Source organism: Sphingomicrobium astaxanthinifaciens (assembly GCF_022865105.1).
Classification (GTDB): Bacteria; Pseudomonadota; Alphaproteobacteria; order Sphingomonadales; family Sphingomonadaceae; genus Sphingomicrobium; species Sphingomicrobium astaxanthinifaciens.
Map to the genome: position 1 here is coordinate 635885 of NZ_JAKNYM010000002.1, position 23839 is coordinate 659723.

General features: G+C 65.2%; 26 protein-coding genes and 1 tRNA gene. 10 read left to right on the forward strand and 17 right to left on the reverse strand.

All coding sequences use genetic code 11. The features are described 5' to 3' along the window. The first annotated feature begins 61 nt into the window (after positions 1 to 61). Positions 62 to 523: a hypothetical protein gene (locus L8951_RS06935; RefSeq protein WP_244382266.1), complete on the forward strand. Its 462-nt coding sequence runs from the start codon at positions 62 to 64 to the stop codon at positions 521 to 523. Between the two features lie 100 nt (positions 524 to 623). Continuing rightward, on the forward strand, positions 624 to 1109 hold the full coding sequence (locus L8951_RS06940) for a hypothetical protein (RefSeq protein ID WP_244382267.1): 486 nt from the start codon (positions 624 to 626) through the stop codon (positions 1107 to 1109). Here L8951_RS06940 and L8951_RS06945 read toward each other — a convergent pair. Continuing rightward, positions 1106 to 2116, reverse strand: a complete 1011-nt coding sequence (locus L8951_RS06945; RefSeq protein ID WP_244382268.1) for an NAD(P)H-dependent flavin oxidoreductase — start codon at positions 2114 to 2116, stop codon at positions 1106 to 1108. The two genes, L8951_RS06940 and L8951_RS06945, sit on opposite strands and share 4 nt — an antisense overlap. Positions 2117 to 2120: 4 nt before the next feature. Next, positions 2121 to 3302 carry an aspartate kinase gene (locus tag L8951_RS06950; RefSeq protein ID WP_244382269.1) on the reverse strand — a complete coding sequence of 394 codons (1182 nt, stop codon included), beginning with the start codon at positions 3300 to 3302 and terminating at the stop codon, positions 2121 to 2123. Positions 3303 to 3360: 58 nt separating this feature from the next. Here L8951_RS06950 and ubiG point away from each other — a divergent pair, with 58 nt between their 5' ends. Then, positions 3361 to 4080 carry a bifunctional 2-polyprenyl-6-hydroxyphenol methylase/3-demethylubiquinol 3-O-methyltransferase UbiG gene (gene ubiG / locus L8951_RS06955; protein ID WP_244382270.1) on the forward strand — a complete coding sequence of 240 codons (720 nt, stop codon included), beginning with the start codon at positions 3361 to 3363 and terminating at the stop codon, positions 4078 to 4080. A gap of 125 nt (positions 4081 to 4205) precedes the next feature. On the opposite strand, the gene L8951_RS06960 is transcribed toward ubiG, so the two are convergent. From L8951_RS06960 to L8951_RS06980, 5 genes are all read right to left on the reverse strand, one after another. Beyond that, on the reverse strand, positions 4206 to 4877 hold the full coding sequence (locus L8951_RS06960; RefSeq protein WP_244382271.1) for a glutathione S-transferase family protein: 672 nt from the start codon (positions 4875 to 4877) through the stop codon (positions 4206 to 4208). A gap of 76 nt (positions 4878 to 4953) precedes the next feature. Then, the gene (locus tag L8951_RS06965; protein WP_244382272.1) at positions 4954 to 5829 is read right to left on the reverse strand and encodes a DUF2059 domain-containing protein; all 876 of its coding nucleotides are present in this window, start codon (positions 5827 to 5829) and stop codon (positions 4954 to 4956) included. A 28-nt stretch (positions 5830 to 5857) separates the two neighbouring features. Further along, entirely contained in the window at positions 5858 to 6685 is an 828-nt protein-coding gene (locus L8951_RS06970) for an undecaprenyl-diphosphate phosphatase (protein WP_244382273.1), read from the reverse strand. 3 nt (positions 6686 to 6688) lie between these two features. Then, a complete protein-coding gene (locus tag L8951_RS06975; protein ID WP_244382274.1) occupies positions 6689 to 7642 on the reverse strand; it encodes a complex I NDUFA9 subunit family protein in 954 nt (317 codons plus the stop codon). 102 nt (positions 7643 to 7744) lie between these two features. After that, positions 7745 to 8053, reverse strand: coding sequence for a PilZ domain-containing protein (locus L8951_RS06980; protein WP_244382275.1), 309 nt, complete (start codon positions 8051 to 8053; stop codon positions 7745 to 7747). Between the two features lie 259 nt (positions 8054 to 8312). On the opposite strand from L8951_RS06980, the gene L8951_RS06985 reads away from it, so the two are divergent. Further along, positions 8313 to 8399: transfer RNA gene (locus tag L8951_RS06985), tRNA-Leu, on the forward strand. Between the two features lie 295 nt (positions 8400 to 8694). Here L8951_RS06985 and L8951_RS06990 read toward each other — a convergent pair. Next, positions 8695 to 9951: a DUF2254 domain-containing protein gene (locus tag L8951_RS06990; RefSeq protein ID WP_244382276.1), complete on the reverse strand. Its 1257-nt coding sequence runs from the start codon at positions 9949 to 9951 to the stop codon at positions 8695 to 8697. Positions 9952 to 10085: 134 nt separating this feature from the next. After that, positions 10086 to 11534: a phospholipase D-like domain-containing protein gene (locus L8951_RS06995; protein WP_244382277.1), complete on the reverse strand. Its 1449-nt coding sequence runs from the start codon at positions 11532 to 11534 to the stop codon at positions 10086 to 10088. Between the two features lie 118 nt (positions 11535 to 11652). Between L8951_RS06995 and L8951_RS07000 the strand changes: the two genes are divergently transcribed. From L8951_RS07000 to L8951_RS07025, 6 genes are all read left to right on the forward strand, one after another. Further along, on the forward strand, positions 11653 to 13158 hold the full coding sequence (locus L8951_RS07000) for a sensor histidine kinase (RefSeq protein WP_244382278.1): 1506 nt from the start codon (positions 11653 to 11655) through the stop codon (positions 13156 to 13158). 107 nt (positions 13159 to 13265) lie between these two features. Then, positions 13266 to 13400, forward strand: coding sequence for a helix-turn-helix domain-containing protein (locus L8951_RS11630; protein WP_265535974.1), 135 nt, complete (start codon positions 13266 to 13268; stop codon positions 13398 to 13400). A gap of 138 nt (positions 13401 to 13538) precedes the next feature. Then, on the forward strand, positions 13539 to 14150 hold the full coding sequence (locus L8951_RS07010; RefSeq protein ID WP_244382279.1) for a hypothetical protein: 612 nt from the start codon (positions 13539 to 13541) through the stop codon (positions 14148 to 14150). Between the two features lie 300 nt (positions 14151 to 14450). Beyond that, on the forward strand, positions 14451 to 14975 hold the full coding sequence (locus L8951_RS07015) for a gamma carbonic anhydrase family protein (protein ID WP_244382280.1): 525 nt from the start codon (positions 14451 to 14453) through the stop codon (positions 14973 to 14975). Between the two features lie 115 nt (positions 14976 to 15090). Then, positions 15091 to 15786 carry a pirin family protein gene (locus L8951_RS07020; RefSeq protein WP_244383211.1) on the forward strand — a complete coding sequence of 232 codons (696 nt, stop codon included), beginning with the start codon at positions 15091 to 15093 and terminating at the stop codon, positions 15784 to 15786. 43 nt (positions 15787 to 15829) lie between these two features. Continuing rightward, the gene (locus tag L8951_RS07025; RefSeq protein WP_244382281.1) at positions 15830 to 17092 is read left to right on the forward strand and encodes a hypothetical protein; all 1263 of its coding nucleotides are present in this window, start codon (positions 15830 to 15832) and stop codon (positions 17090 to 17092) included. Between the two features lie 23 nt (positions 17093 to 17115). On the opposite strand, the gene L8951_RS07030 is transcribed toward L8951_RS07025, so the two are convergent. The 8 genes from L8951_RS07030 to pstC all read right to left on the reverse strand — a co-directional run bounded on the left by L8951_RS07030 (position 17116) and on the right by pstC (position 23807). Then, positions 17116 to 17733, reverse strand: coding sequence for a DNA-3-methyladenine glycosylase family protein (locus L8951_RS07030; protein ID WP_244382282.1), 618 nt, complete (start codon positions 17731 to 17733; stop codon positions 17116 to 17118). Next, on the reverse strand, positions 17733 to 18482 hold the full coding sequence (rlmB, locus tag L8951_RS07035) for a 23S rRNA (guanosine(2251)-2'-O)-methyltransferase RlmB (protein ID WP_244382283.1): 750 nt from the start codon (positions 18480 to 18482) through the stop codon (positions 17733 to 17735). Before rlmB ends, L8951_RS07030 begins: the two co-directional genes overlap by 1 nt. Positions 18483 to 18566: 84 nt before the next feature. Beyond that, positions 18567 to 18887 carry a DMT family transporter gene (locus tag L8951_RS07040; RefSeq protein WP_244382284.1) on the reverse strand — a complete coding sequence of 107 codons (321 nt, stop codon included), beginning with the start codon at positions 18885 to 18887 and terminating at the stop codon, positions 18567 to 18569. Positions 18888 to 18907: 20 nt separating this feature from the next. After that, a complete protein-coding gene (gene phoB / locus L8951_RS07045; protein ID WP_244382285.1) occupies positions 18908 to 19606 on the reverse strand; it encodes a phosphate regulon transcriptional regulator PhoB in 699 nt (232 codons plus the stop codon). 37 nt (positions 19607 to 19643) lie between these two features. Beyond that, complete coding sequence (phoU, locus tag L8951_RS07050; RefSeq protein WP_244383212.1) at positions 19644 to 20327, reverse strand: phosphate signaling complex protein PhoU; 684 nt, start codon at positions 20325 to 20327, stop codon at positions 19644 to 19646. A gap of 22 nt (positions 20328 to 20349) precedes the next feature. Next, on the reverse strand, positions 20350 to 21156 hold the full coding sequence (gene pstB, locus L8951_RS07055; RefSeq protein WP_279614736.1) for a phosphate ABC transporter ATP-binding protein PstB: 807 nt from the start codon (positions 21154 to 21156) through the stop codon (positions 20350 to 20352). 10 nt (positions 21157 to 21166) lie between these two features. Next, positions 21167 to 22435 carry a phosphate ABC transporter permease PstA gene (pstA, locus tag L8951_RS07060; protein ID WP_244382286.1) on the reverse strand — a complete coding sequence of 423 codons (1269 nt, stop codon included), beginning with the start codon at positions 22433 to 22435 and terminating at the stop codon, positions 21167 to 21169. Beyond that, the gene (pstC, locus tag L8951_RS07065) at positions 22428 to 23807 is read right to left on the reverse strand and encodes a phosphate ABC transporter permease subunit PstC (protein WP_244382287.1); all 1380 of its coding nucleotides are present in this window, start codon (positions 23805 to 23807) and stop codon (positions 22428 to 22430) included. The genes pstA and pstC overlap by 8 nt, the downstream gene beginning before the upstream one ends. Positions 23808 to 23839: the final 32 nt, after the last annotated feature.

Genomic DNA, 23839 nt, shown 5'->3' on the forward strand with positions numbered 1-23839 from the left:
ATGTTGCCGATGACTTTCCATCGCCCGATCGACCCGCCCCGACGCGGTCACGGTCCCGGCCGTGCCGCCGCAAGCGGGCGCCGATCCGGCGGGAATCGTGTTCCCCTGCCCGACCGCGGAGCTCGAGCGGCTGTCGAGCGACCTGCTCGGCGCGGTCGATCGCTTCCAGGCCGACCAGGACGCGCATCTCTTCGGGTTGCGGCTGTCGCGGCTGCTGACGCTGATCCGGCTGCAGCTCGCGCGCGCCGACATCGCCGCGCGCGCCCGTGCGCAGGCGCGCGACGACGCCGCACTGGCGCGGCTGGCGCGCGCCGCGGCCGAGGAGGGGGAAGCGGTCGCCGCGACGATCGAGCGCTTCGCGCGCCGCTATGCCGACGCGGGCAGCGCGATCAGCGACTTCACCAATTTCCGGCACGATGCGCGGGTGCTGGTCGGCCATCTCGCCGAACGGGTGGAGCGCGAGCGGGCCATCCTGCCGCGCCTCGCGGGCCAGCTGCGCGCGGTCGAGGCCAAGCGGCCGTAGGCGCGGCCGCTTCGCGACGCGACGGATCGGCGGCTCTACGGCCACCCTCCTCGGCGGCTCGACAACCGCCTCGATGCCGCTAAGGCTCGCCACGGTTGATGTGGGGAGTATCGCCTTGTTGTCATGCTGTCTCTGCGCCGCCAGCCTTGCCCTGATCCCGCCCACGCCGCCGCCGGTGATCGCGTGGGACGATGCGCAGGTCGAAGCGATGCACGACGCGCTCGGGGAAGAAGGCACCCGCCTCGGGATGGCGCTGGCGACGGCCGAAGCCCAGGCGCGACGGGCGGTCCGCGCGCTCGACGCCGACAGCAGTGATGCCGACATCCGCGAGGCACGAGATGCCATGGCCCGCTACACGGCGGCTTTCGGCGCCTACGAGACGATCCGCCTCCAGCTCAAGGCGATGGAACTCCGGCTCCCGACCCCGCTCAGCGAGGCCGATGCCGACAAGGTCGCGCGGCTGATTGTCTCGCGCTACGACCTGCTCAATGCTGCGGCGCGGCGACGCGGGGCGCTCGAGGCGCTCTATCGCGAGAAGCTCGACGCCTCCGCGCCGCCGATCATCACCGCGCCCGCCGCCGACTAGCCCCGGTTGGACAGCGCGGCAGCGGCCTCGTCGACCAGTTCCTTCACGATGTCGGCGATGGGCTCCTCGCGCTTGACCATCCCGACCGACTGGCCGGCCATGACGCTGCCGCTCTCGACGTCGCCGTCGATCACCGCGCGCTTGAGGGCGCCCGCCCAATAATGCTCGATCTGGAGCTGGGCCTCGCCCATCTCGAGTTCGCCGCTGTCGAGCTTGGCGGCGACCTCGCGCTGCTTGGCCGAGAAATTCTCGGTCTCGCGATTCTTGAGCGCGCGCACCGGGATCACCGGCAGCCGCGGATCGATCTGGACGCTCGGCACCGCGTCGCGCGCGGAGGCGCGCAGGAACATCTTCTTGAAATTCTCGTGCGCGATGCACTCGTGCGCGCACACGAAGCGGGTGCCCAGCTGGACCCCGACCGCGCCCATCTCGAGATAGGCGGCGATCGCCTCGCCGCGCCCGATCCCGCCGGCGACGAACACCGGCATGTCGGCGGCGACGTGGGGCAGGATCTCCTGCGCGAGCACGCTGGTCGAGACGGGGCCGATATGCCCGCCCGCTTCCATCCCCTCGACGACCAGCGCATCGACCCCCGAGCGCTTGAGCTTCTTGGCCAGCGCCAGCGCGGGGGCGAAGGCGATGAGCTTGGCGCCATTGCCCTTGATGCGGTCGATCGACTTGCCGCTCGGCAGCCCGCCCGCGAGCACGACGTGGCTCACCTCGTGGCGCGCGCAGATGTCGATGAGGTCGTCGATGTCGGGGTGCATGGTGATGAGGTTCACCCCGAACGGCTTGTCGGTCATCGCCTTGGTCGCGGCGATTTCCTTGTCGAGCAGCTCGGGCGGCATCGCCCCGCAGGCGATGACGCCGAACCCGCCCGCGTTGGAGATCGCGGAGACGAGGTTGCGTTCGCTAATCCAGCTCATCGCGCCGCCCATGATGGCCCAGCGGGTGCCGAGGAATTCGGTCCCGCGCGCCATTAGGCGGTCGAGCTTGTCGTGGCTCATCTGATCATTCCCCCAGTTCGAATGCGGCATGCAGCGCGCGGACCGCGACGTCGACCTGCTCGTCGGGCACCAGCGCGCTGGCCTTGAGTTCGGAAAGCGTGGCCGCGAGCAGCGGCACCTGCCGGTCGGCGAGCACGTCGAAGACCTTGGCGGCAAGCTCGGGATTGGAGCGGATGCCGACCCCGACGACGCTGACCTTGGCGACATTGTCGTCGCTGGTGACGGCGGTCTGGCCGATCGCGTCCTTGGCGCCGTCGAGCGCCTTGAGCGCGCGCGCCAGGTTGGTCTTGGGCACGGTGAAGTGAAGGCTGTCGGGCCCTTGCGCGACCATGTCGACCGACAGCCCCTCGCTCGCCAGCGCGCGCAACGCGGCGGCGAGCCGCCCGGGGCGGTCGCTCGCGGCGAGCTTGACCAGCGCCTCGCTGCGGTCGGCGGCGATGCCGGAGATGGCGATGCGTTCCATGTCAGCCTCTTCCCAGTTGGTGATGATGTGGGTGCCCGGTTCGTCCTCGAAGGCGGAGCGAACCGTCAGCGGCATGTCCTCGCGGATGGCCAGCCCGACCGAGCGGACCTGCAGCACCTTGGCCCCCGCGCCCGCCAGCTCGAGCATTTCCTCGGCGCCCACCGCCTCGAGCTTGCGCGCGGTCGGCTCGATCCGCGGGTCGGTGGTATAGACCCCCGCCACGTCGGTGTAGATGTCGCAGCGGTCGGCCCGCAGCCCGGCGGCGATGGCGACCGCGCTGGTGTCCGAGCCGCCGCGCCCCAGCGTGGCGATGCGCCCCTCCTCGGTGCGGCCCTGGAAACCCGGGATGACCGCGACGGTGCCCGCGCGCAGCGCGCCGTCGAGCGCCCCGCTCTCGATCTTCTCGACCCGCGCATTGCCGTGGACCCCGCTCGCCTCGAGCAATTGCCAGCCCATGAAGCTGCGCGCCTCGAGCCCGGCATTCTGGAGCGTCATCGCGAGCAGCCCCGCGGTGACCTGTTCGCCGCTCGCCACCACCACGTCATATTCGCGCGGGTCGTGATGCGCGGCGGCTTCCTTGCAAAATTGCACCAGCCGGTCGGTCTCGCCCGCCATCGCCGAGACGACCACGCAGGTCTCGCTGCTCGCCGCCTGCCGCTCGACGAGCCGGGCGACGTGGCGGATGCGTTCGATCCCCGCCATCGAGGTGCCCCCGAACTTCATCACGACCCGCATATTTTCTCCGCGTGGCAAAACGTTTCGGTGCTGGTAGGATGGGGGCATGGCGAAGACAAGCATCCTGGCCTCCGAGGCCGCGCATTTCGGTGGCCTCGCGGGCGACTGGTGGGACCCGAAGGGCGCGTCCGCCATGCTCCACAAGCTCAACCCGGTGCGGCTGGGATTCGTGCGCGAACAGCTCGACCGCCATTTCGGGCTCGACGAATGCGACTTCGCGCCGCTCGAAGGCAAGCGCGCGATGGACGTTGGCTGCGGCGCGGGGCTGCTCACCGAACCGCTCGCGCGGCTGGGGGCGAGCGTCACCGGGGTCGATGCCGCGCAGGAGCTGATCGAGGCGGCGCGGGTGCACGCGGCGGGGCAGGGGCTGGCGATCGACTATGTCGCGGGCGAGGTCGCCGGCGTCGAGGGCCGCTTCGACCTCGTCACCGCGATGGAAGTGATCGAACATGTCGCGAGCCCGCGCGATTTCCTCGCCACGCTGGTGTCGAAGCTGGCCGATGACGGGCTGCTCATCCTCTCGACCCCCAACAAGACCCCGCTGTCGCGGCTGCTGACGATCACGCTGGCCGAAGGGACGGGGCGCATCCCCAAGGGGACCCACGACTATGACATGTTCATCCCCCCCGAAGAACTCGCGGCGATGCTGGCCGAGCTGGGGATGGAGGTGATCGAGACCAAGGGCATCGCCTTCTCGCCCGCAAGGGGGCTCCATTTGTCGGAAGACCTGCGGCTCAACTACCTGGTGAGCGCGCGCAAGGCGTAGGCACCCGAGGGGGCGGGGCGGCCTGACCCCTCCTTTTCTGTCGATTGGCGATCGCGGGCTGGCCGGCTTTCGCGCGCTGGTGACCAAGCGATGCTCGCGCCGCTCCGCCTGCCTGGGCGCGCCTGCTAGAAGTCCACCTTGTCGTAGTGCGCGGGCGGGGCGAGCCCTTCCATCCGCTCGCCCAGCAGCGGGCGAAAGCAGGGGCGGCTTTTCATCACCGCATACCAGGTCTTGGCCTGTTCGTGCCCGCGCCAGTCGAGCGCGCCGAGATAGTCGACCACGCTGAGCTGCGCGGCGGCGGAGAAATCGGCGAGGCTGAGGCTCGGCCCCGCCAGCCAGCGGCGGTGGTCGAGCAGATAGTCCATGTAATCGAGATGGCCGTTGGCGGCGCGCATCGCGTCGCGCAGCCGCACCGTGTCGGGGCTGGCGCGGGTGACGAGCCGCTTGAGCATGCGCTCCTCGAGCAGCGGGGCGACGACGTCGGCGAAGAACTTGCGGTCGAACCAGTCGCACAGGCGGCGGATCTCGGCGCGCTGTTCGGGGCCGCCCTGGAGCATCCCCATCTTCTCGGTCGTCTCCTCGACCCATTCGCAGATCGGCTGCGCGCCGATGAGGACGTGACCGCGCTGCGGATCGACCAGCACCGGGGTCTCGCCCGCGGGGCTCATGTCGAGGAACTCGTCGCGCCGCTCCCACGGATATTCGCGCACCAGTTCGTGCGCCACGCCCTTCTCGCCGAGGACGAGACGGACCTTGCGGCCATGCGCGCAGAGCGGGAATTGGAAGAGCTGCAACATCGATCAAGCTTGCTGATAAGAAAGGCCGCCCGCCCCGTCCAGCGGGGCGAGCGGCCAGGATGTCGGAAGGCGAGGCCTAGTCGTGGTCGTGCGCCTCGGCCGCATCTTCCATCTGTTCCTCGACCTCTTCATCGACCATGTCGATGCATTCGCTGTCGTCACCTTCCTCGAGATCCTCGCACGCCGGGGCCGGCTCGGGGAACATCGGCGGCAGGTGCGCCATGCGCGCGGTCATCGTTTGCGCCAGCGGCTTCATCGCCGGCAGCGCGGCGGGAAGACCCTCGAGAAGGCCGAGATAATATTCGGGCTGGAAGCCGATCAGCATGTAGTTGCGCGCGAACTTGCGCCCCGTCGGCGTGGCCGCGAAGGCCGCCAGTTCGAGCAGTTCGGCCTCGCTATACTGGCGCGCGAAGACGCGGGCCATGCCATCGCGGAAGGGGCCGTCGAAGGCGGCGGCGAGGGGCGGCAGTTCGGTGTCGAGGACGTCGCGGATGATCGTCAGGCGCTCGTCGAAATGCTCATCCTTCTCGGCGATCATCGAAGCGACCGACTTGTCGCCGAGCATGGCGATGAACATCGCGGCGGTCGCCTCGATCTGTTCGTCGCTGAGCTCCTCGATGCCGTCGAAGTTGAAGTCGTCACCCATTTCGGCGTCGAGCGCCTTCATGCCCGCGACGATCGCCTTGGCGCTCTCGACCACGCCATATTCCTCGGCCAGCTGCGGGATCGGGGTGTAGAGCATCTTGTCGGCATAGGGGCCGACCAGATAGTCGACGACATATTCGGTGTTGCCCGCGGGCCAGATCATGTCGACCGCGCCGCGCGCGAGTTCGATCTTGGCATCGCTGGGCGCGAGCGCGACGGTCTCGACGCCGCTGTCCTGCGCGGCCAGCGCGGGGCTGGCGATGGTCAGGGCGAGCGCGCTGGCGCTCAGGGCGAAGAGTTTCTGCATGGTTAGTCCCCCCGGACCGGTGATGAAATCAGATGGCGCCGAGCCAGAAGAGGGCGGCGACGCCGACGGCGATACGATACCAGGCAAAGGGTGCAAAGCCGATTTTGGTAACGATCGAAATGAAGGCCTTGACCACGATATAGGCGACGAAGAAGCTGACCAGCGCGCCCAGCCCGATCCAGCCCATGTCCTCGGCCACCATCGCGTCGCGCGCTTTCCACAGCGAATAGACGGTCGCGCCCGACAGCGTCGGCACGGCGAGGAAGAAGCTGAATTCGGCGGCGGTCTTGCGGTCGATGCCGAACGCCATCGCGCCCATGATCGTCGCCCCCGAGCGCGAGACGCCGGGAATCATCGCGAGGCACTGGACAAGCCCGACCAGCAGCGAGCGCTTGAAGCCGATGGTGGCGACCGCGCCGCCGACCTGATCCTCGGGGATGTCGGGCCGCGCGGGCGGGTTGGCGAGCTTTTCGACCAGCAGGATGCCGACCCCGCCGATGATCAGCGCCCATGCCACCACCACCGCATTCTCGAGCAGGTTGTCGATGCTGTCGCCCCAGATCACCCCGATCGCGACCGCGGGAAAGAAGGCGACGAGGATGTTGCGGGTGAAATCGAACGCCCCCTTCGAGCCCTTGAACAGCCCCTTGAGCACGCCCCAGAAGGTCTTCCAGTAGAGCACCACCACGGCGAGGATCGCGCCGGGCTGGATGGCGATGTTGAACACCGCCCATTCGGCGGCATCGAAGCCGAGCAGTTCGGTGGCGAGAATGAGGTGCCCGGTCGAGGACACGGGCAAATATTCGGTCAGCCCCTCGACGATGCCGAGGATGATGACGAGCAATGTGGTGGACATCGACTATCCCTGACGCGCGGCGCGGCCGAAGCGGCCCCCGGGGGTGAAGCGTTCGAGCCACGCCGGCGCGACGGCTTGCATCGGCGTGGGCGTGATCCCCATCGCCTCGAGGCCCGGATGCGCGCCGGTGGCGACATTGTCGCGCTGGAGCAGCAGCCACTGGTCCTTGGTGAGCGGCGCGCCGGGCAGGAAGCCGAGGCTCGACAGCAGGTCGCCCATGACCGGCGGCAATTCGACGAAATTGGGCTTGCGCCCGGCCATCTCGGCGATGCGGTGGTTGAGCTCGCGCATGCTGAGTGCCTCGGGCCCGGCGACCTCGTAGGTCTTGCCCCCCTGGGTGCGGGGATCGAGCGCGGCCTTGGCGATCGCCTCGCCGAGGTCGCGCACGAACACCGGCTGGAAGCGCGTGTCGGGCGCGAGGATCGGGGTCGCGGGCAGGTCGAGCATGCCGGCGAACCGATTGGTGAACTCGTCCTCGGCGCCGAACACGGTCGAGGGGCGCAGGATGGTCGCCTGCGCGAAGGCGGCGCGGACCGCCTCCTCGCCCTCGGCCTTGGTCCTGGCATAATGGCTCGGCCCGTGCGGATCGGCGCCGAGCGCGGAAACCTGGACGAAGGCGCTGGCCCCCGCCGCCGCCGCGAGCCGCGCCGCGGTCGCCGCGCCCTCGACGTGCAGTGCCTGCTGCTTGGCGGTATCGAAGGTGCCGACGAGATTGACCACCGCATCGGCGCCCACCACCGCCGCCTCGATCGTGTCGGGCCGTTCGATATTGGCCGGCATCAACGCGATCTGGCCGACCCGCGAGAGCGGCTGCAGCGTGTGCGCGCTCTTGGGGTTGCGCTCGGCGATGCGCAGCCGGACATTGTGGCGGAGGAGTTGCTCGGCGGCATAGCGGCCGATGAAGCCACCCCCGCCGATGAGGGTGATGATCTTGGGAGCGGTCGGGTCGGACGTCACGGGAAAGCCTCGCTGCTGCCTTGGGGGCGGTACCGGGCGTCTCTAGGCGAGCCGCCCTGTCGCTTCAAGGCCGCGCGGGCCGCGCGGGTTCCCGCGCGCGGGTCAGCGCCCCATCCGTTGGCGCAGGTGATCGAACACGGCCGGGTAGAGGGGGACCTTGAACGCGCAGCCGGCGAGGAACTTGTCGGTCCAGCACACCTCGGCCTCGAGCGGCTGCAGCCCGGGCAGCGTCACCCACAGCCGCTCCCCCAGCGCGGGCTGGTAGGGCAGTTCGATGCAGCAGCCCCCCGGCGACAGGTTGCGGAGCGAGGTGGGATAGGGCTTGCCGCCGGCGTGGCGCGAGCGCACCTCGGCCTCGATGGCGATCCGCTCGGCGCGGCGGGCCTCGTTGAACGGAACCTCGGCATTCATCGTGCGAGCGTCTCCCTCGTCGTACGAGCCTCGGCCGCGTCGGGCGAGCCTCATGCCGTGTCGCGCGGCGCCAGCCTTGGCGGGCGGGCCCAACCTTGGCGGCTGAGGAGCGCGAACCTATTTGCGCAGCATAGATCAGTCGGCGCTAAATTTCAGTTAAATCGTATCCACTTTTGCGCGAGGCGCCGACAATATGCCGTTGACAAGCGGTCGGGGCTGCGAATAGAGGCCGCGTCCTACCGCGGTTTCACGCATCTGTGCCCAGGTGGCGGAATTGGTAGACGCACCGTCTTCAGGTGGCGGCGGGGGCAACCCCGTGGAGGTTCGAGTCCTCTCCTGGGCACCATCTCTTCGTTCGCAATCATCCGCTAACGATTGGAAAAATCCCAGAATTCTGGTAAGAACCGTGGATGATTGTTCGTCATCGTTCGCTGTTGATTGCCTGCAGCCATAGAATTCTGGGGGCCTTTTCTGGGGCTTTTTTCGTCCTGTTCGAGAAATCCGATGGCATTGACTGATAATGCCGTTCGTCAGGCCAAGGCCGCGCCTCGTGAGCGTAAGCTGTTCGATGAGAAAGGCCTATTCCTTCTGCGGTGTTGAATCACATGTTGGGATCGTGCAAACGCATGCTCATTTAGGAGCTAAATGGGCGGATATGGCTCAAGCTTGTCACCATACGCTTTCTCGATGCGTTTAAAATCAGGGGCGAAATCAAGTTTTTTTCGAGCCCTTTCGAGAGATAGAAAAGCTTGCTGCTGCGCAGCGCAAGAAAGCTTTTGAGAAGTCCCTATAGTCAGCAAACTGAGGGACTTCTGCAACCAAACCCCGAATTCGACAGAGTCGACGCCATCTTTGCTAATCGCGCCGAAAGCATCCTCTATAATATCTGCTGCCTCGAGGGCTCTGACTATTACTCTTTTGCGCGGTTCGTAGGGGTTGCCTATCCAATCCTGCGTATCCCAATCTCTGATAATTTTAGCCATTCGTACCGTAACATCGATCGCGGTTCCTGGGTCATTGATGCCGGGTGAAAGGGCGCGCGATGCGATTTCGGAGAGTGCGATCAAGCCAAAGCGAGGGTCGGAGGAATAGCTGCGGGCATCGCCAAGGACAAAGGCATCACGAACCTTGTCGAAGTCAAACCCACGTTCTGCGTTATCGGAAAACACCTTCGCCAGCGGACGTGCCGGATCGACCAGCGCTCCGGGATGGCTAAAAACAAGCACTTCCGCTTCGTTGTCATTCGCCCATTTTTCGAGGCAGTCGATGTCGATATGCTGAATGAAAGCACATTTTTCGGCGAAGACATCTATGCCTCCACCGGTTCGTGGACCAACCGCCGCTGCCCCAAGCGGTGCATGGGCAGGCCACTGGGCAAAGGCCTTGCGGGTCGCATGTTCGACTTTCGTGATCGTGTCGCCTAACCGACCAAGTCGCGCAATATTGTCAACCCAGCGCACAAACGTCACAATGACCCAAGCGAAGGTGATGAGCGTGAAAACGAACAACGTGAATCGACCAGCTATCCCAAAGTAGCCTACCGATAATGCTATCAAGCCGACGATGCTAAATATGAACGCGCCTACGAAGCTTGACAAAGCTGTCTGCGACATTCCGTCAGCAATGATGAGCGAAAAAGCGCGCGGCGTCGCATTTCCCCCTGCCGATGCGTAAGCTGCGACCATAGAGGCCACTGCGAAAGTCGCGACGCCAAGCATGCTGGCTGAGATCACCGTAAGAAGCTTCTCAATCGTGCCGGGACTGATGTTCGGGACGATCTCCTGCAACGCGAGATTGTCAGCCACTTGGCCTAGAAAAACCACTGCTGTTGCGATTAGGGCGTAACCGAGGGGCTTGACCCAAAGCATCTGCCGCAACCGATCCACGGTAAATTTCAACCGGCTAGCAATCATTGATTGAATTTCCCGACCAGTCCGTGAGGCTGGGGCAGGGATGGTTTAGCCTTCCCTCGCATTACGGCCGTGCACGCGCAGCTGCGCACGAAAGCACACACAAAAACCGTGCCAAGCACTTAGCTTCGCTTCCACCAATGTGGTGGACGATTGATCGATTCTGCCTGCTCATCCGGTTCTCCGGTCGGATCGAGAAGGTCCTCGCTGGCAACGAAGTCGGCAATCTCGCTGGTTTCTTCGACCGTATAAGGTTTAAGCGTTTTTCCGTCGCCGCGGAAGCGATCAATTACCTCCAGCATCGACGCATCCGCAAGCGCCGCGCCGACCGCTTCTTCCGATTGGCCGAGATGCTCGGCAAGCAACGAATTGCGGATGCGATTAATGGTATTTTTCAGTTCTTCGCCGCCTGCTGACCGGGCATCAATCAAGCAATCGCATTCACTGTCGAAACCCATCGATCGATTGTTAATATTAGCCGACCCTACGCGGAGAACCACGTCATCAACTATCATGACTTTAGCATGCACATAAATGGCAGCGCCTTGGGCGGTGTAAGGATGAAAAATATTGAATTTGCCGTATCTATCGTAGCTCTTTAGCTTTGTTACGAATTTGGCTCTAGCCGTGTCCATCACCACTTGCTCTAGCCAGCCCTCGGCGCTTTCTGGCATTATTACGACGATTTCGGGAGAGTCGGATTGGGTCAGACGTTGCGCGATTGCAGACGTAATTTTCCGTGAAGCGAAATACTGCGTTTCGATATATATATATCGTTTCGCTTGAATTATGAGATCCGTGAAGAGGGTCTCAATCTCGCGAATTTCTGGAGCGTCTCGATGCTCTCCACGTGTGCGGGCGATAGCTACATTAACGTCGCTCGCCGTTACCGCTCCATCAAAGGGCCAATCACTTAAGTCATTTATGGGTGTGATTGGTTTGGCACCGGCACGTTCCCAACGGTCATATGCGAGTTCACCCAAAACTTCGGCCGCTTTCCCATAAATCGCCATCGAGACATCGTGCCAGGGCTCATATTGCTCGCCATCAGGCGTTCGGCGAACTTTTACATCGTCTTCGTGTTTGCGCGTGTCCCAGCGACCACCCGTAACGTCGATCCCGCCGCAAAATGCGAGGTTGCCATCAACGACGATCAATTTCTGATGATGGCTGGCGCCATACGGATGGGCACTATCGAACTTAACTTTAATTCGTGGATGCCACATCCATTTTAAAAGATCGGCAACCATGCCGCGACGGGCGAGTAGTTTGATCGCAGCAAAATTCCATTTGAGTATATAAATTCGCAACGAAGGGTTGTTGCGGACGATCTCGCTAATCAGTTCTCCCAATGATTCTGTTCCTGAGGGCCCATCGAGACTGATCCTGGTGTCAAAATCCCATCCAATAAGCAGAATCTGCCTCTTTGCCGACAACAAAGCAGTCTTCAAATCCTGGAAAAAATCTTGGGCGTCGATGATCAGCCGTACTTTTTCGGCTGACGCTACTTTCCAGCAGTTTCGGCCTGGGATGTGTGCCGCCTCACTGGCGCATTTGATTTCTTCGGCCATTGATTAATCCTGCTGATATATCCGTGTAATCGGCTTCTACCTGAATGTCGCTTATCAGGACAGCTGATGTTTATAATATAGGTTGCCCCACTTGATGCGAGTGCGTAACGCTACTGACATGGCCGCATCACTGATCCCCGCGCCAGCTCCGCATTTGGATCCAATTCTCGCTACAGTGTTGGACGCTGTAGTGATGATGACGGAGGACGGTGTCATCGCCGGCTGGAATAGTGTTGCAGAACAAACGTTTGGATGGACTGCACGAGAAGCGCAGGGCCAAATCTTGAGTCAACTCATCGTTCCTGCTCAATATCGCCAGGCCCACAGGGATGGGCTAGCCAGGCTTGCAAACGGAGGTGAGCCGCGTGTGCTGCATCGCCGGATCGAAATCACGGCGCTTCACAGAGATGGTCACGAAATACCTGTAGAGCTCGCGATCACCGCGGCTAAACCTGCCGACATAAGAGTCTACGTTGGATTCATACGAGACATCTCTGATCGACGAGAGGCGGAGGCGAAGCTAGAAAAGGAAGCTAAGAAAAACCGTCTCATGTTCAACATTGTGAGCATGGCGGCGAGCACGAGTCCGTTCGATACCATTCTCAAAACAGCTTTGGAGGCATGCTGCCAGATAATTGGCTGGCCCGTAGGGCATGCCTTCATTGTCGCGCCTGGCCCCTCTCCCGAATTGCGATCGTCAGGAGTGTGGTTCGAGACCACAAAAGGGCAGTCTGATCGTATAAGATTTGCGACCGAGGAGATTGTCTTCGAGCGGGGTTTGGGGCTGCCTGGCACGATATTAGCCACGGGCAAGTCTCATTGGATCGCAGATACCGACGATGATGCCAACTTTCCTCGGAGGGGTAATGGCTTTCGGGGAGCTTTTGGGTTTCCGGTTAAGTGCGATGGTCGCATCGTCGCAATTTTAGAATTTTTTTCCGAGATGCCGGTGTCGCCAGATGCGGAATTATTGCTGACAGTTCGAGCCGTCGGTGAGCAGGTAGGGAGAGTTTTAGAGCGCCAATCGGCTGCGGAGAGACAAAGCTTACTTCTGAATGAATTTAGGCATCGTGTGAAGAACGTATTATCTGTCGTACACGCTGTGGCAAACCAGACATTTCGGATGGCCAATACAAAAGAGCGTGCTCATGAAGTGTTCAGTGGACGGCTTATGGCCATGGCCGCGGCTCAAGACTTGCTCGTTGCTCAAAAAGGCACCGGCGCCCAGTTTGGCGATATAATAAAAGCTGCGCTCGTAGGTTCGGGTGTATGCGTGTCCCGCATAAACTATTCCGGCCCACAACTTGTTGTTTCATCTCGACACGCTGTGACAATTTCTCTGGCTATTCACGAGCTTACTACAAACGCGTTTAAATATGGTTCACTTTCAACAGATCGTGGGTCTGTCCGCATTTCTTGGGATGTTGATGGCAACAATCAGTTTAATTTTGAATGGCGAGAAATTGAAGGGCCCATTGTTGCAGAACCGAAACGCAAGGGTTTTGGCAGTAATCTCTTAGAGCGAGGTTTGGCTCATGAACTTGGAGGGCGCGTCAAAATCACTTACTGTAAGAGTGGGTTGGTTTGCAAATTTACCGGTCCTGTCGACGATTTGAGAAAATAAAAAATGATAGGCACGTAAGAATTACAATAAATAGCTACTTTGGTTACCGAAAGCAAAGTCGCAGTGAGCGCCAGCAGGACGGCATAGAGAAGGCGAAGGCCAAGGGCGTGTACAAAGGACGCCCCAAATCCATAGATCCAAGTGAGGTTCAACGCCTCAGGAATACTGGAATGGGTGCGTCTGAGATCGCGAGGGAACTGAAAATCGGTCGGGCATGCGTTTATCGTGCGCTTGCTGGTTAGGCTTTTGGCTCGCTTCCCCGCCTACCTGCTTTTTTCGGAATCCAGTGAAGGCTGGCAACCCTGAGCAAGATATAGGTGAGTGACGCGACGTCGGCCCGAAACTAGTGTCTAGTTCTCGTTGTTCACAGGGAGTTAGCGTTGGAACTCGATTGGGATGAAATAGTCGCTGGCGTACCGACGATCCAGGTGCGTGATTTCCTCAAGCTCACCACTCAGTCCGTCAGTCGCGACTATCTCATTGAACTGCGCAGCAGCCAATACGAGGTTGGTTCACTACTCGACGAACTGCTGGCGCGCGGGTGGATTGAAGAAGATGGGCGAGGTGTTGTCCGCAACACGCTCGCGGGTAACGCAGTAGCCCAAGCCAAGAAGCTGGAACGGATCTCGCGGAATGAAGCCGAACTCCTTCTCCAAGAGGTCTTAGAGGCTGTCGACGAGATCAATGGCGACGATGTCTATGCCTACGACGTGACGCACCTGGCGGTCTTTGGAAGCTACCTTACCGAAACCGACACTCTAAGCGATTTGGACATCGCTTATGAATTGCGGCCTCGATGGACACCTAAGACTGCAGAAGAGGTGAGCGAGCGTTCGATTAGGGCCTTCTCACCGCCTAAATCGGCTGACTGGATGCGCCGTCTTGGATGGCCTGAGGAAGTGGTTTTGGAAAAGGGTCAACAAGCGCGTTTCGCTCGAGAAGCTCAGCAGCGTGCTTTCCCTTGGTTTTCCCTAAGGGAGCCCCAAGTGTGAGTCCTTAAGAGGGACTCAAACCGACATCCCCCTTGCGTCCTGCACTAGCGACTGGCACTTAACTGCACATACTGGAGCGACTAGGAACCGCAGAAATCAGATATTTTCTAGCCAGGTCAGGCAGTCCTCTCCTGGGCACCATACTTTCGAGACCGCAAGTCGTTCGGGTCGCGGGGCTGCCGCCCCCCCGGGTTCGTCCTTCCAGCATCATCGCCAGGCCCTGCGCCTCCGGGCCCCGTGACGCCGCCGGCGGGGACGCGAGGCTTCCGCTTCGCCGCGCGAGCGCCTAGGACGGCAGGCATGACGCTCTACGCTCTTGGCGACCTTGCCCCCCGGCTCGAAGACGGGGCCTGGGCGGCGCCCTCGGCCGACCTCGTCGGTGATGTCCGGCTGGGCGCGCGCGCGAGCGTCTGGTTCGGCGCTGTCATCCGCGCCGACAACACCCCGATCATCCTTGGGGAGGAGACCAATTTCCAGGACGGCGCGATCGGCCATTCGGACCCCGACGCGCCGCTCACCATCGGCGCTCGGGTGACGGTGGGGCACCAGGCGATCCTGCATGGCTGCACGGTCGAGGACGAGGCGCTGATCGGCATGGGCGCGCGGATCTTGAACCATGCGGTGATCGGTCGGCAGTCGATCGTCGGCGCGGGCGCGCTGGTGACCGAGGGCAAGGTGTTTCCCGAACGCTCGCTGATCGTCGGCGCGCCCGCCAAGGCGATCCGCACGCTCGATGAGGATGCGGTGCGGCTGCTGCGCGCGTCCGCCAAGCTCTATGCCGAGAAGGCGGCGCATTATGCGGGCGACCTGGAGGTGGTGGGCTAGCCGGTCGCCCGAGGGGGCACCGACATCGCTCGCTAGCCCAGGCGGTTACAGTGCTGTGCCCTGCGGGCATGAGCGCGGCTTGAAACGCGGGGGCACCCCCGACCATTTCCCTTTCATGATCGAGATCCGACCCTTCGACACATTGGGCCATGCGAACCATGGCTGGCTCGATGCGCGCCACCATTTCAGCTTTGCCAATTATCACGACCCGGCCCGCATGGGCTGGGGGCCGATCCGCGTCTGGAACGACGACGAGATCGCCCCCAAGAGCGGTTTCCCGCCGCATCCGCACCGCGATATGGAGATCATCACCTATGTCCGCACGGGTGCGATCACGCACCAGGATTCGATGGGCAACAAGGGGCGTACGGCGGCGGGCGACGTGCAGGTGATGAGCGCCGGGCGCGGGGTGATGCACGCCGAATATAATCTCGAGGACGAGCAGACGACGCTGTTCCAGATCTGGATCGAGACCGCCAGGCCCAACGCCGACCCGGCGTGGGGACAGATGCCCTTCCCCAAGGACGCGCGCGACGGCGCCTTCCAGCTGCTCGCCTCGGGCGATCCCGACGATGGCGCGCTCTCGTTCAACGCCGATGCGAAGGTGCTGGGGGCCACGCTGCCCGCGGGCAAGACGCTCGAATATCGGACCGGCCGGGATCGTTATCTCTACCTCGTCCCCTCGGGCGCGGTGACGGTCAACGGGCATTCAGCCGGCGCGCGCGATGGTGTCGCGGCGCATGAGGAAGACACGCTGGTCATCGAAGCGGGCGAACGGGACGTCGAACTGGTGCTGGTCGACGCCGCCTGAGCCCTTGCAAAGGGGGGGCGATCCTGCTTGGTCGCCGCCCGACATGAAGATCCTGCTTCCCGCCGCGACGGCGCTCCTGCTGGCCCCCGCATCGCTTGCCGCCCAGCAGCAGCCGGCGACCAACGAGATCGTCGCCATCCCGCCGAGCGGGGGCGAGACGGGCGAGGCCGCGCGCGAGGGCGCGGTCGGCCCCGAATCGCTGCGCGACTTCTCGCTCGATCCCGCCGACCGCGCCCCCGCGCGGCCGCAGGCCTCGCCGCCTGCATCCCCGGGCACGCCAGCGCCCCCACCTTCTGTCGCGCCATCGCCGCGCCCGGTGGAACCGGCGCCGTCGCGACCGACCGCGCCCCCACCTGGGGCGGCGCCGACTGCGGCGAGCGCAGCCCCGCCCGTGGCGGCGAGCGGTTCGGAGGCAACGCCTTCCGCTTCCGCGTCGACCCGATCGCAGGAGGCGGCGAGGACGCTGGTCGCGACCGAGCCGACGGCTCCCTCGGTCGCGATTGCCCCGCGGGCACCGGCGCCGGAACTGGAGGAAGAAGCGACGAATCTGAAGGGCTGGTTGCTCGCGCTGGTCCCGGTCATCGTGACCATCGGTGCCTTCCTGCTGATCGCGCGTCGCCGCAAGGCGCGCGGGGGGAGCGGGCAGTTGGGTCCGACGAAGGTGGCACAAGAAGCGCGGCCCCCATTGCCTGCGTCTCCTCCGGCGCACGCGTCGGCGCGCCCCGCGCCTGCCCGCCCCGCGCCGTCGCCGCCCGCGCCGGATCGCCCCGATCCCGCGCCCGCGCCGAGCGGGCTGGTGACCACCACGCTCAAGCCCGACCTCCAGGTCGCGGTCGCCCCGTTGCGCTGCGCGATCGACGAGGAGGAATTGTGGCTCGACTATCGCATCGACCTCGTCAATCGGGGCACCGGGGCCGCGCACGCGGTGCATTTCGATGTCGCCATGCTCAATGCCGGGCCCGAGCAGGCGCAGCAGATCGCCGAATTCGCGGCGCACCCGCAGGCAACGGGGCGCGCGGCGCCGGTGCCGCTGCTGGCGCCGGGGCAGGGGCGCAGCCTGACCGGGCGCGCGGCGCTGCCGCTGGCGAGCGCCAAGGTCTACGTGATCGAGGAGCGACCGCTGCTGATGCCGATCCTCGTGGTCGCGCCGCGCCGGGCGGCGGGGCAGGCCAACCCGGCGATCATCGGCGAGCCCGCGGTCGCCTATATGGTCGGGCGCAGTGGCGGGAGCGGGGGGCGGCTCGCCCCGATCCGCGCCGACGTGCGCCCCAAGCTGATCCGCGACGCCGCTCTCAAGCCGCTCTGACGCGCCGCTCGAGCGCACCGTGCCTACATCGGCGGCACCATATAGCTGTGCCAGGCGAGGATGGCGGCGGCGCCGCGATGCGGTGACCAGGGTTCGGCCCATTGTCGCACCAGCTTCTCGGGCGGGCGTTCCGGCCGCTTAAGAATCTTCGCCAGTTCGACCTGCACGGCGAGGTCGCCCGCGGGGAAGACGTCGGGGCGCCCTTCGGAAAAGAGGAGGTAGATTTCCGCCGACCAGCGACCGATGCCCTTGATCCTGGTGAGTTCGGCGATCGCCGCCTCGTCGTCCTCGGGCAGGTGCCGGAAATCGACCTCGCCCTCATGCACCAGCCGCGCGAGGCTGCGCGCATAGCCCGCTTTCTGGCTCGACAGGCCGGCGGCGCGCATCGCGTCGTCGTCGGCGACCATCATCGCCTCGAGGTCGGGGTCCTCGCCGAAGCGGTCGGCGAGCTTCCTCCACATGCTGTCGGCGGCCGCGACGCTGACCTGCTGGCCGACGATGGTGCGCAGCATGGTGACGTGGGTGCACGGGCGCACGCGCGGGGCGGGGCGCCCATGCGTCTCGATCACCGCGGCGAACGCCGGTTCGATCGCGGCGAGCGCGTCGAGATGCGCATCGAGGCTCGCCTGCGTCTGGACCATCAGCCGTGGTCGGCGGTGGCGGCGGCGTAGAGGCTGATCGCGGCGGCGTTGGAGACGTTCAGGCTCTCCATCCGCTCGCTGATCGGCAATTTCGCCAGCGCATCGCAATGGTCGCGCACGTTGGCGCGCATGCCGGGACCCTCAGCGCCGAGCACCAGCGCGACGCGCTTGGGGCCGAGCGCCGCGGCGAGCGTCATGTCGGCCTCGCCCGCCAGCCCGATGCGCCAGTATCCGGCCTCGGCCAGCTCCTCCAGGGCGCGGCTGAGGTTGACGACGCGCACCCACGGCACCGTCTCGAGCGCGCCCGAGGCGGCCTTGGCCAGCGCCCCGCCCTCGGGCGGCGCGTGGCGGTCCTGCGTGACGATGGCATCGACATCGAAGGCGGCGGCCGAGCGCAGGATCGCGCCGACATTGTGCGGGTCGGTGACCTGGTCGAGGACGAGGATAGTCGAGCGCTCGCCCGCCCCGGCGATGACATCGCCGAGCCACACGTCCTCGAGCGGTTCGCATTCGATCACCACCCCCTGGTGCGGGGCGTCGTGGGGGACGAGGCGCGCGAGGTCGGTGACCTCGGCCCGCACCACCTGCACCTCGGGCGGGAACTGCATGAAGTTTGCCATTTCCTGCGTGGTCCAGGCCTTGAGGACCGTGCGGTTCGGATTGTCGAGCGCGGCCGCGACCGCGTGCTTGCCCCAGAAGCGCGGGCGGTTGGGGTTGTCGCCGCGCTTGCCTTTACGTTTGCGTGCCATGGGCGCCCAATGCGCCGGGACGCGGCGCGTTGCAAGCGGGGGGCTGTTTTTCAAGGCATCGCGACGCGCGCGCGGTGCCCGCGCTCAGCCGGGGGTGGCGAGCTTCATCAGGACGAGCCCGCCGACGATCATCACCGCCGCTGTCACCCGCAGGAAGCTGAGCGCCTCGCCGAAATAGGCGACGCCGATGATGAAGGCGCCGACCGCGCCGATGCCGGTCCAGATGGTATAGGCGGTGCCCAGCGGCAGGACCTTCATCGACCAGGCCAAGAGCCCGAAGCTCGCCAGCATGGCGGCGACGGTGACGATGCTGGGGCCGAGGCGGCTGAACCCGTCCGACTGCTTCATCGCGGTCGCCCAGACGATCTCGAACAGCCCGGCAAGGAAGAGGATGAACCACGCCATCGGGGGGTGTTCGACCGCGCTCAGCCCGCCCCGTCGGCGTCGAGCGCGTAGCCCGCGGCGCGCACGGTGCGGATGAGGTCGGGGCCGCCATGCTCGTTGAGGGCGATGCGCAGGCGGCGGATGTGGACGTCGACGGTGCGCAGCTCGATATCCTCGCTGTGCGGCCAGACGGTCTCGAGCAATTGCTGGCGCGAGAAGACGCGGCCGGGGTTCTCCATGAAATGCTTCAGGAGGCGATATTCGGTCGGCCCGACCGAGATCGGCTTGTCGTCGCGCTTCACCCGGTGCGCGGCGAGGTCCATCTCGAGCCCGGCATATTCGAGCGTCTCGGCGGCGAGCGCGGGGCGCACGCGGCGCAGCACCGCGCCCGCGCGCGCGACCAGTTCCTTGGGGGAGAAGGGCTTGGTGATATAATCGTCGGCACCCGTTTCGAGCCCGCGGATGCGATCGTCCTCCTCGCCGCGCGCGGTGAGCATGATGATCGGCAGGTTGGCGGTCGACTGGCGGCGGCGCAGGCGGCGGCACACCTCGATCCCGCTGATCCCCTCGATCATCCAGTCGAGGATGACGAGGTCGGGCACGATTTCCTCGGCGAGGATCAGCGATTCCTCGCCGTCGCCGGTGCGGGTCACGGCATAGCCCGCGCGCTGGAAATGGTAGGTGACGAGATCGGCCAGCGCGCGGTCGTCCTCCACCAGCAGGAGTTTCTTGTCCGACATTGGCGCCATCTCCCCCTCTTGTTCGCGCGCGCGCCGCTCAGACGGTGTCGTCGCGCTCGAGCTTGTCGGCCATCATCCCGCCGGTGGCCGCATAATAGACCATCTCGGCGATGTTGGTGGCATGATCGCCGATCCGCTCGAGATGCTTGGCCACGAACAACAGCTGGGTGGCGTGACCGATATGGTGGCTGTCTTCCATCATGTGCGTGAGCAGCGTGCGGAAGATCGAATTGTAGAAGTCGTCGACCGCCTGGTCGCGGCGCGCGACGCGCAGCGCGGTCTCGGCATCGCGCTCGACGAAGGCGTTGAGGACATCGTGCACCATCTCGGTGGCGATCCGCGCCATCTCGGGCATCAGCGAGAGCGGCTCGATAGCGGGCGCGGTCTCGAGCTGCTCGACGCGGCGCGCGATATTCTTGGCATAGTCGCCGATGCGCTCGACCACGGTGGAGATCTTGAGCGCAGCGACGACGTCGCGAAGGTCGCCCGCCATCGGCGCGCGCAGCGCGATGGTCTGGATCGCGCGCTGCTCGGTCTGGCGGTCGAGCTCGTCGATCTTGGCATCGTCGGCGACGACCTTGCGCGCGCCCTCGACATCGCGCTGGGTGAGGCAGCGCATGCTCTCGCGGATCTGGTGCTCGGCCAGCCCGCCCATCTCGCTGATGAGCGCGCGCAGCTGGTCGAGGTCCTCGTCGAAGGCCTTGAGCGTGTGCGCCGACATGAGCGGCTCGTGGGTGTCGCGATCAACCATAGCGGCCAGTGATATAGTCCTGCGTGCGCTGCTGCGTGGGGTTGGTGAAGATCTGCCCGGTCTCGCCATATTCGACGAGGTTGCCGAGGTGGAAGAAGGCGGTGCGCTGCGACACGCGCGCGGCCTGCTGCATGTTGTGCGTGACGATGGCGATGGCGTAGCGCCCGCGCAGCTCGTGGATCAGTTCCTCGATCTTGGCGGTGGCGATCGGGTCGAGCGCCGAGCAGGGCTCGTCCATCAAGATGACCTCGGGGTCCACGGCGATGGCGCGCGCGATGCACAGCCGCTGCTGCTGGCCGCCCGACAAGGCGGTGCCGCTCTCATCGAGGCGGTCCTTGACCTCGTCCCACAGCCCGGCGCGGCGCAGCGAGCTTTCGACGATCGCGTCCATGTCGCTCTTCGAGCTGGTGAGCCCGTGGATGCGCGGCCCGTAGGCGATGTTCTCGTAGATCGACTTGGGGAAGGGGTTGGGCTTCTGGAACACCATGCCGACGCGCGCGCGCAGCTGGACCACGTCCATCGCGGGGGCGTGGATGTCCTCGCCGTCGAGCTCGATCAGCCCCTCGACGCGCGCCGAGGGGATGGTGTCGTTCATCCGGTTCAAGGTGCGCAGGAAGGTCGACTTGCCGCAGCCCGAGGGGCCGATGAAGGCGGTGACCTTGTCGTCGAAGATCTCGATCGACACGTCCTTGATCGCCTGCTTGTCGCCGTAGAAGACGTTGACGTTCTCGGCGCGCATCTTGGGCAGCGCGGGGGCCGCGCTGGTGTCGGCGGCGGTGGCGGTGGTGGTATCGTTCATCGGTTCATTCCTACCAGCGGCGCTCGAAGCGGTTGCGCAGGTAAATGGCGAGGGCGTTCATCGCGAGCATGAAGAGCAGCAGCACGATGATCGCGGCGGAGGTCTTCTCGACGAAGCCGCGATCGACTTCGTCGGACCAGAGGAAGATCTGCATCGGCAGCACGGTCGCCTTGTCGGTGATCCCCGTGGGGGGCGAGGCGATGAAGGCGCGCATCCCGATCAGCAGCAACGGCGCGGTCTCGCCCAGCGCGCGCGCCATGCCGATGATGGTGCCGGTGAGGATGCCGGGCAGCGCCAGCGGCAGGACATGGTGGAACACCACCTGCATCCGGCTCGCCCCGACCCCCAGCGCAGCATCGCGGATCGAGGGCGGCACCGACTTGATCGCGTTGCGCCCGGCGATGACGATCACCGGCATGGTCATCAGCGCGAGCGTGAGCCCGCCCACCAGCGGCGCCGAGCGCGGCAGGTGCATGACGTTGAGGAACACCGCGAGGCCCAGCAGGCCGAAGATGATCGAGGGCACCGCGGCGAGGTTGTTGATCGACACCTCGACCATGTCGGTCCAGCGATTGCGCGGCGCGAATTCCTCGAGATAGACCGCCGAGAGCACCCCGATCGGGAAGGCCAGCGCCATGGTCACGAGGATGGTCAGCATCGAGCCCTTGAGCGCGCCCCACACCCCGACCGCGCTGGGGTCGGTCGAATCCGAGGCGGTGAGGAAGGTCCAGTTGAAGGCGCGGCTGAGCTCGGCGCGCTGTTCGACCGTGGCGACCAGCGCCTCGGCGGCGGCGGAGCCATCGCCCTTGGCGGCCATGTCGATCTCGCTCGCCACCGGCAGCGACAGCGTCGGGGTCGTGCCTGCCAGATCGGGGTCGTCGACCAGCGCCTCGGCCAGCTCGATGGTCGCCCCGTCGGCGAACAGGCGGGTCGCCTCGGCGCCATATTGCCGGGTCGCGGCCTCGCGGATCATGCCGCCGAGCGCGCCGTCGGCGAGCAGCCGGCCGACACGCTCGGCGCGGCTGCCGGTTTCCTCGCGCGGCGGCTCGGTGAACGACAGGTCGACCGTCAGCGGCGCCTCGGTGCGGGTGAAGCCCGACAGCCCGTTGATCGCCATCGTGACGAGCAGGAAGGCGAGGAAGGCGACCGAGATGCCGACCGCGACCAGCCCGAACAGCCGGAAGCGGCGTTCGGCGGCATAGCGCGCGGCGACGCGTTTCTGCATCGTCTCGCTCGACCAGCGGCGGGCCGGCCCGGTCGCTTCGCGCGGACTATTCATAAGCTTCCCGATATTTGCGCACCACGCGCAGCGCATAGAGGTTGAGCAGCAGCGTGATGAAGAAGAGGACGAGGCCGAGCGCGAAGGCGGCGAGCGTCTTGGCGCTGTCGAATTCCTGGTCGCCGGTGAGCAGCTGGACGATCTGCACCGTCACGGTGGTCACGCTGGCGAAGGGATTGGCGGTAAGGTTGGCGGCCAGCCCGGCGGCCATGACGACGATCATCGTCTCGCCGATGGCGCGGCTGACCGCGAGCAGGATGCCGCCGACGATGCCCGGCAGCGCGGCGGGGAAGATGACCTTCTTGATCGTCTCCGAGCGGGTCGCGCCGAGCGCGAGCGAGCCGTCGTTCATCGCCTGCGGCACCGCGGCGATCGAATCGTCGGCCATCGAGGAGACGAAGGGAATGATCATGATCCCCATCACGAGCCCCGCGGCGAGCGCGCTTTCCGAGCTGGCGGGAATGCCCAGGGTGACCCCGAGGTCGCGGATCGCAGGGGCCACGGTCAGCGCGGCGAAATAGCCGTAGACCACGGTCGGCACGCCGGCGAGGATCTCGAGGATCGGCTTGAGCCACGCGCGCACCCGGGCGTGCGCATATTGCGTGAGGAAGATCGCGCTCATGAGCCCGAGCGGGATGGCGACGATCATGGCGATGATCGCGCCGATGAAGATCGTGCCCCAGAACAGCGGCACCGACCCGAAGGCGCCCGAGGAACCGGCCTGGTCGGCGCGGATCGCGGTCTGCGGGCTCCACTGGGTGCCGAACAGGAATTCGACCGGGTTGACCTTCTGGAAGAACAGCAGCGTCTCGAACATCAGCGACAGGACGATGCCGAGCGTGGTGAAGATGGCGATCATCGAGGCGCCGACCAGCACCACCATCATCCAGCGCTCGACCCCGGTGCGGGCGCGGAAGGCGGCGCCGGTTCGGCGCATCGCGAACAACAGCCCGACGAGGAAGGCGGTGAAGGCCACCCCCGCGCCCATCCAGCCATAATGCGCGCGCGCCGCGGCATGGACCGGGGCGAGCGCCTCGGACTGCGGGTAGAAACCGCTGCTCTGGTAGCCGCCGGCGATGGCGCGCGCTTCGCTGAGGATCGCGTCGCGCTGGAGATCGAAGTCGGGCAGCGCCTGCCCCGCCGGCGAGGCGAGGACGGCCTGTTCGACCAGACCGCCCTGCACGATCGCCCAGATGGCAAGGAGGAGGAGCGCGGGGACCGCGCTCCACAGGAAGACGTAGATACCGTGATACCCCGGCAGGCTGTGCAACCGCTCGCCGCCCCGGCGCAGGCCGGAGACGCGCGTGCGCGTCGTGAAGGCGGCCGCGGCCGCCAACACCAGGATGATCATCGCAGCAACGAAGAGGCTCATCGGTTTCCTATCGTCCGTCCCGTCCCCGGTCG